At 68.2% G+C, this 12,988-nt stretch carries 12 protein-coding genes; 10 read left to right on the top strand and 2 right to left on the bottom strand.

Going from position 1 to position 12,988, the window contains the following annotated elements:
* The first annotated feature begins 56 nt into the window (after window positions 1-56).
* The 10 genes from AB0J29_RS03880 to AB0J29_RS03925 all read left to right on the top strand — a co-directional run bounded on the left by AB0J29_RS03880 (window position 57) and on the right by AB0J29_RS03925 (window position 11,291).
* Window positions 57-1,529: an aldehyde dehydrogenase (NADP(+)) gene (locus tag AB0J29_RS03880; protein ID WP_364778720.1), complete on the top strand. Its 1,473-nt coding sequence runs from the start codon at window positions 57-59 to the stop codon at window positions 1,527-1,529.
* A complete protein-coding gene (locus AB0J29_RS03885) occupies window positions 1,526-2,749 on the top strand; it encodes an FAD-dependent oxidoreductase (RefSeq protein ID WP_364778723.1) in 1,224 nt (407 codons plus the stop codon). The genes AB0J29_RS03880 and AB0J29_RS03885 overlap by 4 nt, the downstream gene beginning before the upstream one ends.
* Complete coding sequence (locus AB0J29_RS03890) at window positions 2,746-3,078, top strand: (2Fe-2S)-binding protein (RefSeq protein ID WP_364778726.1); 333 nt, start codon at window positions 2,746-2,748, stop codon at window positions 3,076-3,078. Before AB0J29_RS03885 ends, AB0J29_RS03890 begins: the two co-directional genes overlap by 4 nt.
* Window positions 3,075-4,520 (top strand): FAD/NAD(P)-binding oxidoreductase, encoded by a 1,446-nt coding sequence (locus AB0J29_RS03895; RefSeq protein ID WP_364778729.1) that lies wholly within the window; start codon window positions 3,075-3,077, stop codon window positions 4,518-4,520. The genes AB0J29_RS03890 and AB0J29_RS03895 overlap by 4 nt, the downstream gene beginning before the upstream one ends.
* Window positions 4,520-5,521 carry a proline racemase family protein gene (locus AB0J29_RS03900; protein WP_364778732.1) on the top strand — a complete coding sequence of 334 codons (1,002 nt, stop codon included), beginning with the start codon at window positions 4,520-4,522 and terminating at the stop codon, window positions 5,519-5,521. Before AB0J29_RS03895 ends, AB0J29_RS03900 begins: the two co-directional genes overlap by 1 nt.
* A gap of 137 nt (window positions 5,522-5,658) precedes the next feature.
* Complete coding sequence (locus AB0J29_RS03905) at window positions 5,659-7,020, top strand: amino acid permease (protein WP_364778736.1); 1,362 nt, start codon at window positions 5,659-5,661, stop codon at window positions 7,018-7,020.
* 50 nt (window positions 7,021-7,070) lie between these two features.
* On the top strand, window positions 7,071-7,775 hold the full coding sequence (locus AB0J29_RS03910) for a GntR family transcriptional regulator (RefSeq protein ID WP_364778739.1): 705 nt from the start codon (window positions 7,071-7,073) through the stop codon (window positions 7,773-7,775).
* A gap of 277 nt (window positions 7,776-8,052) precedes the next feature.
* Window positions 8,053-9,282, top strand: a complete 1,230-nt coding sequence (locus AB0J29_RS03915) for a hypothetical protein (protein ID WP_364778742.1) — start codon at window positions 8,053-8,055, stop codon at window positions 9,280-9,282.
* Between the two features lie 105 nt (window positions 9,283-9,387).
* Complete coding sequence (locus AB0J29_RS03920; protein WP_364778745.1) at window positions 9,388-10,857, top strand: SDR family NAD(P)-dependent oxidoreductase; 1,470 nt, start codon at window positions 9,388-9,390, stop codon at window positions 10,855-10,857.
* Between the two features lie 44 nt (window positions 10,858-10,901).
* Entirely contained in the window at window positions 10,902-11,291 is a 390-nt protein-coding gene (locus AB0J29_RS03925; protein ID WP_364778748.1) for a DUF2784 domain-containing protein, read from the top strand.
* Here AB0J29_RS03925 and AB0J29_RS03930 read toward each other — a convergent pair.
* Both AB0J29_RS03930 and AB0J29_RS03935 read right to left on the bottom strand, forming a co-directional pair.
* On the bottom strand, window positions 11,231-12,004 hold the full coding sequence (locus tag AB0J29_RS03930) for an alpha/beta fold hydrolase (RefSeq protein ID WP_364778751.1): 774 nt from the start codon (window positions 12,002-12,004) through the stop codon (window positions 11,231-11,233). The genes AB0J29_RS03925 and AB0J29_RS03930 overlap by 61 nt on opposite strands.
* 47 nt (window positions 12,005-12,051) lie before the next feature.
* The gene (locus AB0J29_RS03935; protein WP_364778754.1) at window positions 12,052-12,957 is read right to left on the bottom strand and encodes a dienelactone hydrolase family protein; all 906 of its coding nucleotides are present in this window, start codon (window positions 12,955-12,957) and stop codon (window positions 12,052-12,054) included.
* Window positions 12,958-12,988 lie beyond the last annotated feature (31 nt).

Consider the following 12,988-nt stretch of genomic DNA (forward strand, 5'->3'; position numbering starts at 1 on the left):
CCCCACGGCAACTGGTGAATTCGGAAGTGGTGAACACGGGAAGTGAGGAGCAGGCGATGACCGGAGGCATGGTCGAATCCGTTGCCGATACGACCGAGGACGAGGTCGATGCCGTCGTCCGGGCGGCAGCCGCGGCGGCGGCCCCATGGGCGGCGCTGGAGCTCGCCGACCGGGCCCGGGTGTTGAGGGGCATCGCGGACCGGCTCGACGCGCAGGCCGCCGAACTCATCCCGCTGGCGATGCGCGAAACGCATCTGAGCGAACCGCGGCTGGTCGGCGAACTGAAACGGACCAGTTTCCAGTTGCGGCTGTTCGCGCAGACGGTGCTCGACGGCGAATTCCTCGACGTACGCATCGACGCCGCGGACGCCGATTGGCCGATGGGCGCACCGCGGCCGGATCTGCGCCGGATGAACATCCCGCTCGGACCGGTGGTCAACTTCGCGGCCAGCAACTTCCCGTTCGCCTTCTCCGTCGCCGGGGGCGACACCGCCGCCGCGCTGGCCGCCGGATGTCCGGTGATCGTCAAAGCCAGCCCTGGCCACCCGGTGCTGTCACGCGCGGTCGGCGCCCTCGTCGACGCGGCGGTCGCCGAAGCCGGCGCGCCGCGCGGCACCTTTGGTCTGGTCTTCGGCCGCGACGCCGGGGTGCAGGCGCTCACGCACCCGGACGTCGCCGCCGCGGCGTTCACCGGTTCAACGGCCGGCGGCCGCGCGCTGTACGACCTTGCCTCCCGCCGTCCGGTACCGATCCCCTTCTACGGCGAGCTCGGCTCGATCAATCCGGTGTTCGTCACGCCGGATGCGGCCGCAGCGCAGACCGAGGAGATCGCCACCGGATTGCTGACCGCAGTGAGTGCGAGCGCCGGGCAGCTCTGCACCAAGCCAGGGCTGGTCGCGGTGCCCGCGGACGCGCCGGTGCTCGGCAAACTGGCCGAGCTGATCCGCACCCAGCCGGTGCCGACCGGGCAGCTGCTCAATGACGCGATCGCGGACGGGTTCGCCCGCGCCGTCGAGCAGGTGCGCGCACACCCCGATGTGGAAGTGCTGGGCGGCGGCGAATCCGACGAGGCACTGCTGCTGATCACGACGGTCCCGACGGTACTCGCCGATCGCGACCAGCTGATGCACGAAATGTTCGGCCCGGCAACGCTATTGGTGACCTACCAGGACACTGCGGAGCTGCTGGAACTGGCCAGCGCGCTGGACGGACAGCTGACTGTCTCCGTGTTCGGCGAGCACGCCGACGACACCGCACGCGCGCTGCTCACCGCCGCCGCGGGCGCGGCCGGTCGGGTGCTGTGGAACAGCTGGCCCACCGGGCTTTCGGTGACCTACGCCCAGCAGCACGGCGGGCCGTACCCGGCGACCACCGCACCGGGCTCGACGTCGGTGGGCACCGCGGCCATCGCGCGCTTCCTGCGTCCGGTGGCGTACCAGTCGGTGCCCGACGACCTGTTGCCACCACCGCTGCGGGCGCAGAATCCGCTCGCCGTGCCGCGCTCGGTGAACGGGGCGCGCGCGCAATGACCGGCGAGGCGTCCCTGCGAGGTACCGATGTGCTGGTCATCGGCGGCGGCATGATCGGATGCGCGCTCGCGGACCGGCTGACGCTGGCCGGTGCGTCGGTGCGGGTCTGCGAGGCGGGTGGGCTGGCGTCCGGCACCACCTCCCACGGCGAGGGAAACGTCCTTGTCTCCGACAAGGGGCCGGGACCCGAGCTGGAACTCGCACAGCTGTCACGGCGGCTGTGGCCCGACATCCTCGAACGGGTCGCCGAGCGGCTGCCCGCCGACGCGGCGGACATCGAATGGGAACCCAAGGGCGGCATCGTCGTCGCCACGACGGACGCGGGAGCCGCCGCGCTCACCGCATTCGCACGTGGTCAGCGCGCGGCGGGCGTGTGCTGCGAAGACCTCGACGCGGATCGGCTCGCGGCGGCCGAACCGGCGCTGACCAGGGATGTTGTCGCAGCCATCTACTACCCCGATGACGCTCAGGTGCAACCGGCCGGTGCCGCGGCCGCCCTCATCGGGTCGGCGGTCGCGGCGGGCGCGGCGGTAGAGACCGGCTGTGCGATCACCGGCCCGATCCTGCGCGGCGGGCGGCTGATCGGCGTGCAGACCACCAAGGGAACGCGGCACGCCGACGTGGTCATCAACGCGGCCGGCCCCTGGTCGGGTTCGGTATCGGGCCTACTCGGCGCGCCGATCGCGGTCCAACCGCGCCGCGGCGATGTGCTGATCACCGCGCCGATGCCGCCGACGGTCTTCCACAAGGTCTACGACGCGGACTATGTGGGCGCGGTGGGCAGTTCGGACGCGGCGCTGCAATCGTCGGCGGTGGTCGAGTCCACCCGCGGCGGGCCGTTGCTGCTCGGATCGTCGCGACGCCAATGCGGTTTCGACAACCGGCTGCGCCCCGACAGCCTCGCCGCCATCGCCCGCAAGGCGATGCGCCTGTACCCGGTGCTTGCCGATGTCGCGATCATGCGTGCCTACGGCGGCTTCCGCCCGTACGTCGACGATCACCTGCCGGTGATCGGACCCGATCCGCGACTGCCCGGACTGTGGCACGCGACCGGCCATGAGGGAGCCGGAATCGGCCTGTCGACCGGCACTGCGCAACTGGTCGCGTCCGCGCTCGCCGGTCGACCGGACGAGGTCGACATCGCGGCCTTCGCCGTCGACCGCCCGGCCGTCATCGCCGCCCCCTCTACCGCCCCACGCACGGAGGACGTATCCCGATGAGCCCCACCGTCATTCCCCCGGCCACAGACCCGGTCGGCCGCGCCGACCGGCCCCTGACGATCACCGTCGACGATCGCGAAGTGCTCGGCGTGCACGGACAGACGCTCGCATCGGTGCTGCTGGCCAGCGGCCGCTCGGATTGGCGCACCGCGCCCACCGCCGGGCCGCGCGGCGTGTTCTGCGGCATCGGCGTCTGCTTCGACTGCGTCGCCACCGTCAACGGCGTCCCCGACGTTCGGCTGTGTCTGCGCCCGGCCCGCGACGGCGACTCGATCACCACCCAGTCCCGCATCACCCGGCCCGCCGAATCCGAACGGGGGGCGCGATGAGCAGGCATGTGGTGGTGATCGGCGGCGGCCCGGCGGGCACGGCGGCTGCGGAATCCGCGCTGCGGTATGGCGCGACCGTCACGCTGATCGATTCGAACGAAGAACTCGGCGGCCAGTACAACCGGCGCATCCCAGCCGCGTACGGCGTTCGCCGCCCGCTCAGCATCGGACACGGATACGTGGCCGCGGATCGACTCGCACGGCTGCTGATCGATCATCCGCGGTGCGAGTACCTGCCGTTGGCCTCGGTCTACCAGATCGAGCGGCACCACGAGGGCGGCTGCCCCGCCGTCCGGCTGCTGCTCGGCGCCGAGGGTGACCGGCGGACTCACCGGGTGGTGCAGGGCGACGCACTGGTGCTGGCCACCGGAGCCTACGACCGGGTGTGCCCGTTCCCCGGCTGGGATCTGCCCGGCGTCTACACCGGCGGTGCCGCGCAGACGCTGGCGAAGACCCAGCGGGTGCTGGTCGGCAAGTCCGTATTGCTGTCGGGCACCGGCCCGTTCCTGCTTCCGGTCGCGCAGTCGCTTGCCGCGGGCGGGGCCGATGTCCTCGCGGTGCTCGAGGCCAATCCAGGCCGCCGGCTCGCCCGGCAGTGGGCTGCCCGACCCTGGCAGCTGCGCCACAGTGCGGGCAAGGCAGCCGAGCTGATCGAGTACATCGCGTGCGGGGTGCGGCACCGGATCCCGCTACGCACCGCCCGTGCGGTGGTCGCGGTCGCCGGCGACAGACGAGTCGAGCAGGCCACGGTCGCCCGACTCGACGAGAACTGGACGCCGATACCCGGCAGTCATGCCACGGTGGCCGTGGACGCAGTCGCTGTCTCGCACGGATTCACCCCGCAGCATGAGCTGGCGGTCGCCGCGGGCGCGCGACTGGACGCTGACGGATTCGTCCGCGTCGACCACACCCAGCGCACCGGCGCCGACGCCGTTTGGGCGGCCGGGGAGATCACCGGCATCGGCGGCTCCCAGGTCGCCGCCATCGGGGGGGCGGTGGCCGGTATCGCGGCGGCGGGCGCCGACCCCACCGCGGACCGGGCACTGCGAGCCAGGCACCGCACCGCCGAACAGTTCGTCGCGCGCCTGGCCGCCGCGCACCCGATCCGGCCCGGCGTGCTGACCTGGTCACGACCCGAGACCGTGATCTGCCGGTGTGAGGGCACCACCCGCGGTGAGCTGGCCGCCGCTTGGGCCCGCGCCGCGGGCGACAGCTACCGGCCCGCCAAACTGGCCACCCGCGCCGGACTCGGCCCGTGCCAGGGCCGCATGTGCGCGGCGAACGTCGAGGCGCTGCGCGGCCGATCGTGCTCCGACAGCGCCGAGTCGTCCGCCGCGACCGCTCCCTCCGGTCTCGCGGCCGCCACCCCCGCCTGGCGTCCGCTGGCCACACCGGTGCGGCTCCGGGAACTCGCCGACCTCGACAACGAAGGACACTCCTGATGCGCAGCTCCATGATCATCTCCGCAATCGACACCCACACCGAGGGGATGCCGACCCGGGTCGTCACCGGCGGAGTAGGCACCATCCCCGGTGACACGATGGCGGCCCGGCGGATGTACTTCGCCGAACACCTCGACGGACTTCGCAAACTACTGGTCAACGAGCCGCGCGGCCACGCGTCGATGAGTGGGGCGATCCTGCAACCGGCCACCACCGACGATGGCCACTACGGTGTGCTGTTCATCGAGGTCAGCGGGCTGCTGCCGATGTGCGGGCACGGCACCATCGGCGTGGCAACCGCACTGGTCGAGGCCGGCATGGTGCCGATCACCGAACCAGTCACCGAGATCCGGCTCGACACCCCCGCCGGGCGGGTGGTCGCGGAAGTGGCTGTCAGCGGCGGCCACGCCGACTCGGTCACTCTGCGCAATGTGCCCGCGTACTGCGATAGCCTCGACAACACCGTCGAGGTGCCGGACCTGGGCACTGTGCGCTACGACATGGCCTACGGCGGCAACTTCTACGCCATAGTCGACCTCGGCTCGCTCGGGCTGCCGTTCGACCGCGCGCACAAGGACCGCATCCTGGAATCTGGTCTGCGAATCATGCGGGCCATCAACGAGTTCCGGCGCCCGGTCCACCTCGCCGACGAACGGATCGCCGGATGCAAACATGTGCTGTTCCTCGATCCGGCCTCCGAGTCCGCGCATACGCGCCACGCGATGGCCATCCATCCGGGCTGGTTCGACCGCTCTCCCTGCGGCACCGGCACCTCCGCGCTCCTGGCCCGCCAGCACGCCCGTGGGTTGTTGTCCGGTGACCAAGTGCTGCACAACGATTCGTTCATCGGCACTACTTTTCGTGCACGCGCGGTCGACACGACCACCATCGGCGACCGCCAAGCGATCGTGCCCGCGATCACCGGACGCGCATGGCTGACCGGGACGGCGAACTACCTGCTCGATCCGTCGGACCCCTTTCCCGAGGGATTCATCTTCTAGCGCAAGACATTTCGCACACCGCCCCATCCACCACAACCCATCTCCGCCACCGCCACACCCCGAAAGGCCAGCCCATGTTGCGAGTCGGCAATCGACCTCCGCGCCCACCGATGACCCGAAGCGGGGTGTTGCGACGAATGCCCGTCACCGTCGCGGACACCGGCGACTTCACCAAGAGCATGGGGCTTTGGCAACTCGTCGCGCTGAGCCTCGGCGGGCTCGTCGGCGCCGGTGTGTTCTCGCTGGCTGGTGTTGTGGCCCATGAGGTTTCCGGCCCGGCGGTGCTCATCTCCTTCCTCATCGCGATCATCGCCTCCGGCGCGGCCGGCCTGTGCTACGCCGAGTTCGCGGGCATGGTCCCGAAGGCGGGCTCGGCCTACACCTACTCCTATGTGGCACTCGGCGAGATCATCGGCTTCATGATCGGGTGGGATCTGCTGCTCGAATACACCGCCATCGTGTCGGTGGTCGCGATTGCGGTGTCCGGCTATCTCAACTACATCACCCACTACATCGGATTCGACCTGCCCACCTGGGCGCTCGGCGCGCCCGGCACCGGGTCCGGACACAAGGTCGATCTGTTCGCGGTGGTGCTGTGTCTGCTGTTGGCGTTCCTGCTCTCGCGTGGCACCCGTGAATCCGCCCGCGTGCAAACCGGACTCGTCGTGGTGAAGATGGCGATCGTCGCCATCGTGGTCGTCGCGGGCGCGTTCCACATCAAGGCGGGCAACTACACGCCGTTTTTCCCGTTCGGGGTCGGCGGCGCGGTTTCCGGTGCGGCGCTGGCGTTCTTCGCGGTGTACGGCTACGACGCGATGAGCGCGGCCGCCGAGGAATCCACAGACGGCAAGAAGCTGATGCCGAAGGCCATCATGATCAGCCTCGGCATCGCCTCGGTGGTCTACCTGTTGATCTGCCTGGTCATCGTCGGCATGGTGAACTACACCGACATCACTGTCTCCTCGCCGTTCTCCAGCGCGTTCGACACCGTGGGGATGGGGATTCTGGGTCTGGTCATCGCGGTCGGGGCCGTCATCGGCGTCACTACCTCCGCGTTCGCGAATATGCTCGCCGTCACCCGGGTCGGCTTCGCGATGAGCCGAGACGGTCTGCTGCCTTCGTACTTCGGCAAGAGCAGCCCCACCCGCAAGGTGCCGACCCGGGTGATCTGGCCGGTCGGCATCGTCTCGGCCCTCATCGCCGGATTCCTGCCGATCCGCGAGGCCGCCGAACTCACCAACGTCGGAATCCTCATGGCGTTCATCGTCGTCGCGCTGGGCGTGATGCGGCTGCGTCGGACCCGGCCGGACGCCGATCGAGCCTTCCGGACTCCGTGGGTGCCAGTGGTGCCGTTGATCGGGATCGGGTTCTCGGTCTGGCTGATCAGCCACCTCGACTGGGTGACCTGGCTGCGTTTCGTCACCTGGCTCGTGCTGGGTCTGGCGCTGTACTGGGGCTTCGGCTACCGCAACTCGAAACTGAACACGACGGAGGGCTAACTATGCTGGAAGCCGCGGGCCCGCCCAGAGGAGAAACCCGGAGCGCATTGATGATTGAACGATTGGACACTCGCAAGCGGCCGACGCTGCGTGATCACGTCCTGGACGCGCTGCGTGCGGCGATCATCTCTGGCGAGCTCGAACCCGGAGAACTGTACTCGGCGCCGTGGCTGTCGGAGCGGTTCGGCGTGTCGCCGACTCCGGTGCGCGAGGCGATGCTGAATCTGGTCAAACAGGGGCTCGTTACCTCGGTGCCGAACAAAGGCTTCCGAGTCACCGAGACCTCCGATCACGATCTCGATTCCATCGCCCGCATCCGGATGCTGCTGGAGCCGCCTAGTGTCCGCTCCATAGTCGGAGAGATCCCCGACGCCGATATCCCGGGTTTGCGCACGCAGGCCGACAAGATCGTCGACGCGGCCAAACGCGGCGATCTGGTCGAATACGTCGACGCCGATCAGCGGTTCCATCTGATGCTGCTCGACTATTGCCATAATCCCCGGCTGTCGCAGATCGTCAGCGATCTGCGCGCGCAGACCCGGCTGTTCGGTCTCGCCTCGCTCGTCGAGCGCGGCGAACTGGAGAAATCGGCGCAGGAACATCACACGATCATCGATCTGATCGAACGCAAGCAGGGCGAGGATGTCGAACTCTTCCTGCGCCGCCATATCGGGCATGTGCGCGGCATCTGGGCATCCGGCAATACGGTCGAAAACCGCGTGGAGAGCCGCCGGAAATCCGATCGGAAAGACTAGGAACGCCTGCCACAACAGATCGACCTCGCCCGCGTCGAGATCGACGGCCGAATGCGATGCCACACCGGTTTCCGCTACTAGCGCACGCTGAGTGGATCGGTTGTGGCGCTGCCCGATTCGCGCCGATCACTGGCTGCCGGTGACCGAGCCGCTGCTCGTCGCCGAGGATCGCGAAGGTTGTCGCGGATCTACGCACAGCCAACGCCAGCATCCCGCAGTGACCGTGTTGGTCCCACCAGCGGTGAGCGGCAGGGATACAAGGTGGTACCTTGCGCGCATGACTGGACCGGGGGAACAACAGAACCAGCCCAACGACGCTTGGTGGGCGCAGGAGCAGCCGCAACAGCAGAGTCCGCAGTATTCACAATCGGATCCGACGATGGTCGGGCAGCCGGGTTATCAGCCGCCGTCGCAGCCGGCGGTTCCGGTTGCGGGACCGCAATCCGGCGCTGCCGAGCGGCAGCCCGCCGACCCGACGATGGTGCGGCAGCCGTTCGATCAGCCGGGAGCCGCGCCCGCTGGATACCAACCGGGGACCGGATATCAGCAACCGGCATATCACCAGTCCTCGCCGGGATATCCGCAGCCGGGGGCACCCCAGGTCGCGGGGGGATACCCGCAGGGTAGTGCCCCGCAAGCCGCACCGGGATTCCAGCAACCCGGGGTACCGCAAGCCGCGCCGGGATTCTCGCAACCCGGATTCGAACAGTCCGCACCCGGATACTCGCAGGGCGCACCAGGTTTCCCACAGCCCGGCTATCAGCAACCCGCCGGATTCCAGCCCGCGCCCGGATACCGGCAACCGGCAACCGGCTATCAACAGCCGCCCACATCCGGTAGCAAAGGCTGGCTTTGGGCGCTCGGCGCGGTCGTCATCACCTCGGCGGTATGGGCGGGCGCGATGGTCGCGATCGGCGCCTTCGACGCGGGCAAGGCCGATATCAGCAAGGACGCCGACCTGCGCGGCTACAAGTACATCGACAATCTCTGCGATATCACCGACACCTCGCCCTACACCAGCGCCGGCTTCACCCTGTCGAAGACCGATTCCTCGGGCGATACCTACCCGAAGCACGAGGGCTCCAAGCACGCCGCGGTCGACTCGATGGGGTGCGATATCCGCTTCACCCCGTCCGCGTCGACCGAGAAGTACGAATACGCCGCGATCTATACCAGCGCGCAGGTACACAAGCAGACCAATCCGGGACCGGAATTCACCGCGTCGTACGAAACCTGGACCCAGAACGAATACGGTAAGGACGCGAAGGTCGACAAGATCTCCGGACTCGGTGACGAGGCATATGTGGTCACCGGCAAGCACAGGTTGGACGATCCGACGGCCGATGTCTCATTGGCCGTGCGCGACGGCTGGACCATCTACCACATCAGCTGGTCGCAGTATTCCTCCAGTACGTCGAAGTCTCCGGGCAAAATCCTCAGCGCGTCCGAGGCCACCGAACTGCTGAAGAAAACGGCCTCCTCGACCATGAACAAGCTGCGCAAATAGCTGGCGTCCGGTCGGTGCGGGACCGCCCGCGCCGACCGTCCGCATTCCGGATGCGACAATAACCGGGTCAACCTCCCAGTTCACGAAGGATCAACCTGCATTCCGATGGTCGAGAACACCGTGTCGACGTCTACCACACCAGCGCCGAGCGGGACCGGCATCGACCCCGATGAGCTGGCGATCTGCCTGCGGGTGCTGGAACAGGCCGCGTGCTTGGACAAGGACGATCCGGATTCGGTCACGGTGCAGCGCGCTGTCGGCCATATGTTCAAGAAGTTGAAGCAGCGCAAGCGAACCGAGGCCAGGGATGCGGTCGCGGAGGCGGACCGGGCCGTGGTCGCGGCAACCGCGACCGGATCGCCGAATCGGATCGATGACGAAACCGCCGGCATTGCGCTGACCTCGAATGCGGCCGGCGCGAGCGCGGGCACGCTGATCCGGTCGCGCCCCTGCTATATCTGCAAACAGCGCTACACCCGAGTCGACGCGTTCTACCACCAGCTGTGCCCGGACTGCGCGGCCAGCAGCCACGCAAAACGGGACGCCCGTACCGATCTCGCCGGGAGGCGCGCTCTGCTGACCGGCGGTCGAGCCAAGATCGGCATGTACATCGCGCTGCGGCTCCTGCGCGACGGTGCGCACACCACCATCACCACCCGTTTCCCGAACGACGCTATCCGCCGCTTCGCCGCCATGGACGACAGCGCCGACTGGCTGCACCGGCTGCGCATCGTCGGCATCGATCTGCGGGATCCGGCCCAGGTCGTCGCACTCGCCGATGATGTCGCTGCGCAGGGACCGCTGGATATCCTGATCAACAATGCCGCCCAGACCGTGCGCCGGTCCCCCGGCGCGTACAGCGCGCTGGTCGAGGCCGAATCCGGGCCGCTACCCGCGGGTGCGCTGCCGGATGTGGTGACCTTCGGCAAAACCATGCAGGCGCACCCCACCGCACTCACCGCATCCCTGACTCCGACGCTGTCCTCGGCCGAGGTGGCGGAACTAGCCCTGGTTGCGGGATCGGCCACGCCGGAACGCATTTCGCGCGGTATCGCCATCGATGCCGGTGGTCTGGTGCCGGATCTGGCGCACACCAACAGCTGGGTGCAGACCGTCGCCGAGGTGGACCCGACCGAACTGCTCGAGGTCCAACTGTGCAATTCGGTGGCGCCGTTCATTCTGGTTTCCCGGCTACGCCCGGCCATGGCGGCCGCCGCGGCCCGCCGCAAATACGTCGTGAACGTCTCGGCCATGGAGGGCCAGTTCTCCCGCGCGTACAAGGGCGCGGGCCACCCCCATACGAATATGGCCAAGGCGGCGCTGAATATGTTGACCCGCACCAGCGCCCGCGAAATGTTCGAACAGGACGCCATCCTCATGACCGCCGTCGATACCGGCTGGATCACCGACGAACGCCCGCACTACACCAAGATCCGCCTCGCCGAAGAGGGCTTCCACGCGCCCCTGGACCTGGTCGACGGTGCCGCCCGGGTCTACGACCCGATCGTCCAGGGCGAAACCGGCACCGACCTCTACGGCTGCTTCCTCAAGGACTACCAACCCTCGCCCTGGTGATCCGGCGGGCCGAGACCCTACGCGCCCAGGGTTACGCTGGGCATATGGTGTATCGGCTGCTGGCCGATGCCACCGCCGTGGTGCATTTCGCATTCGTGGCGTACGTGGTGGTCGGCGGGTTCGTGGCATGGCGGTGGCCACGCACCATCTGGCTGCATCTGCTCGCGTTCGGCTGGGGTTTCAGCACGGTGCTGTTCGGATTCGATTGTCCGCTCACGTATTTGGAGAATTGGGCACGGCATCGGGCCGGGGTGGCCGGACTGCCGCCGAGCGGGTTCATCGACCACTACCTGACCGGGGTGATCTACCCGGAGAGCGCGCTGGGGTTGGTGCGGGTGCTGGTCGCGGTGTGTGTGGTGGTGTCGTGGGTGGGCTATGTGTGGAGGCTGCGGGCGATGAGGTCGGCGACCTCGGAGACCTTGTCATCCAGGTAGAAGTGACCGCCGCGAAAGACCGTGTGGTCGAAGGAGCCGGTGGTGTGCTCGCGCCACTGCTCGGCCTGCTCCGGTGTCATCGTCGGATCATCGGTGCTGACCAGTGCCGATACCGCGCAGGACAGCGGGGTGCCGTCACGATAGCGGTAGGTCTCGACGGTCTGATAGTCGCTGCGCACCGCGGGCAGCACCAGTTCGGCGAGACTCGGCTCGTCGCGCAGAATCCGGATGGACCCAGGATCGGTTGCCAGGCGCTCCAGGTCACCGATCAGATCGTCGTCGGAGCCGAGATGCAGGCGACCCGGCTCGACGAAAGTCGGCGCGGGACGGCCGGATACGAACAGCGCGACGAGCGGTTGCCCCTTGCTCTCCAGGCGGCGCGCGGTTTCGAAGGCCACGGTCGCACCCATGCTGTGGCCGAACAGGGAAAGCTGTTCCACCGGGCCCTGATTCAGCACCTCGTCTACGATCCGATCGACGAGGACGTCCATATCGCCGATGGTGGGCTCACCGAGCCGGTCCTGCCGACCCGGATACTGGCCGGCCGCGACGGCGATGCCGTTCTCGAACCGTTCGGCCAGTGCCCGATATGCCGTGACCGATCCCCCACCCGGCGGGAAGCACAGCAGTTGATGGCTCGGCGCGGGATGTGCGCGCAACACCCGCAACCAGTCCGTCGCCGCAATGGCCTTGCCCACGTCGATCTCCTTCACTGTCGAAAGTTCCACCGACCTGATATCGCGACGGAAACAGCCGCGTTTCACCCGAGATAGGTTCCGTACCAATCCAGGACCCGCTGCCACGCTGCAGCGGCCGCGGTCGGGTTGTAGCGAGGTCCGGTGTCGTTGAAGAAGGCGTGGTCCGCATTCGGTGCGACGTAGATTTCATGGGTGAGGCCCGCCCGGTCCAGTGCCGCCTCCGCGGTGGGGCGCGAGGCGATCACCCGCTCGTCCTTGGCGGCGTAGATCCCGAGCACCGCCGCCTTGGAACCGGACAGATCTCCGTTCGCCGGGAATGGGCCGTAGAACGGTGTCGCCGCAGCGAGTTTCGGCGTGCCCGCGGCCAGCAGCAACCAGACCAGACCGCCGCCGAAGCAGAATCCGGTGGCGCCGATCTTCTTTCCCGGCACCCGCCGTTCCAACTCGACAATCCCGGCCTGCAGATCGGCGATGAACTGCTGCGGCGCGATCTTGCCGAGTTCGGCGGTCGCCGCCGCCGGATCGGTGAAGGCGGCGGTACCGCCGAGTCCCGACAAAAGATCAACGGCGAGTGCGGAGTATCCGGCACCCGCGAAACGTCCTGTCACCGAACGGATATGGTCGGTGAGCCCCTTGTTCTCATGAATGATGAGCACGCTGCCACGCGGCTGCGGCGCAGCCGCCCACGCGGCTTGTAGCTGGCGATTGTCCGGTCCGGAAAAGGTGATCGCGGTGGCCGGGACCGCGCCGCTGGTACCTGGCGGGGGCGATGACGCCGCGGGCTTCGCACCCGTCGACGCGGAATTCGCCTGGTCGCCACTACTGGAGCAAGCGGCGAGCAATGCGACCGCGGCGGTGGCGCCGACCCCGAGCATTCCTAGTCGGCGCAGCGCTTCCCGGCGGCCGATCAATCCGTCGGCATGGTCGGTGGCTATCTCTTCGGCGATATAACGCTGCAGCGGCGTCATGGCCCCGACCCTACTACTGCGGCACAACAAC

Origin of the sequence: Nocardia sp. NPDC049707, assembly GCF_040674855.1 — a bacterium.
Taxonomy (GTDB): Bacteria; Actinomycetota; Actinomycetes; order Mycobacteriales; family Mycobacteriaceae; genus Nocardia.

Bases quoted from the DNA above. Each gene is read 5' to 3' on its own strand.
- AB0J29_RS03880 (WP_364778720.1), top strand. From the start codon at position 57: ATGACCGGAGGCATGGTCGAATCCGTTGCCGATACGACCGAGGACGAG.
- AB0J29_RS03885 (WP_364778723.1), top strand. From the start codon at position 1,526: ATGACCGGCGAGGCGTCCCTGCGAGGTACCGATGTGCTGGTCATCGGC.
- AB0J29_RS03890 (WP_364778726.1), top strand. From the start codon at position 2,746: ATGAGCCCCACCGTCATTCCCCCGGCCACAGACCCGGTCGGCCGCGCC.
- AB0J29_RS03895 (WP_364778729.1), top strand. From the start codon at position 3,075: ATGAGCAGGCATGTGGTGGTGATCGGCGGCGGCCCGGCGGGCACGGCG.
- AB0J29_RS03900 (WP_364778732.1), top strand. From the start codon at position 4,520: ATGCGCAGCTCCATGATCATCTCCGCAATCGACACCCACACCGAGGGG.
- AB0J29_RS03905 (WP_364778736.1), top strand. From the start codon at position 5,659: ATGCCCGTCACCGTCGCGGACACCGGCGACTTCACCAAGAGCATGGGG.
- AB0J29_RS03910 (WP_364778739.1), top strand. From the start codon at position 7,071: ATGATTGAACGATTGGACACTCGCAAGCGGCCGACGCTGCGTGATCAC.
- AB0J29_RS03915 (WP_364778742.1), top strand. From the start codon at position 8,053: ATGACTGGACCGGGGGAACAACAGAACCAGCCCAACGACGCTTGGTGG.
- AB0J29_RS03920 (WP_364778745.1), top strand. From the start codon at position 9,388: ATGGTCGAGAACACCGTGTCGACGTCTACCACACCAGCGCCGAGCGGG.
- AB0J29_RS03925 (WP_364778748.1), top strand. From the start codon at position 10,902: ATGGTGTATCGGCTGCTGGCCGATGCCACCGCCGTGGTGCATTTCGCA.
- AB0J29_RS03935 (WP_364778754.1), bottom strand. From the start codon at position 12,957: ATGACGCCGCTGCAGCGTTATATCGCCGAAGAGATAGCCACCGACCAT.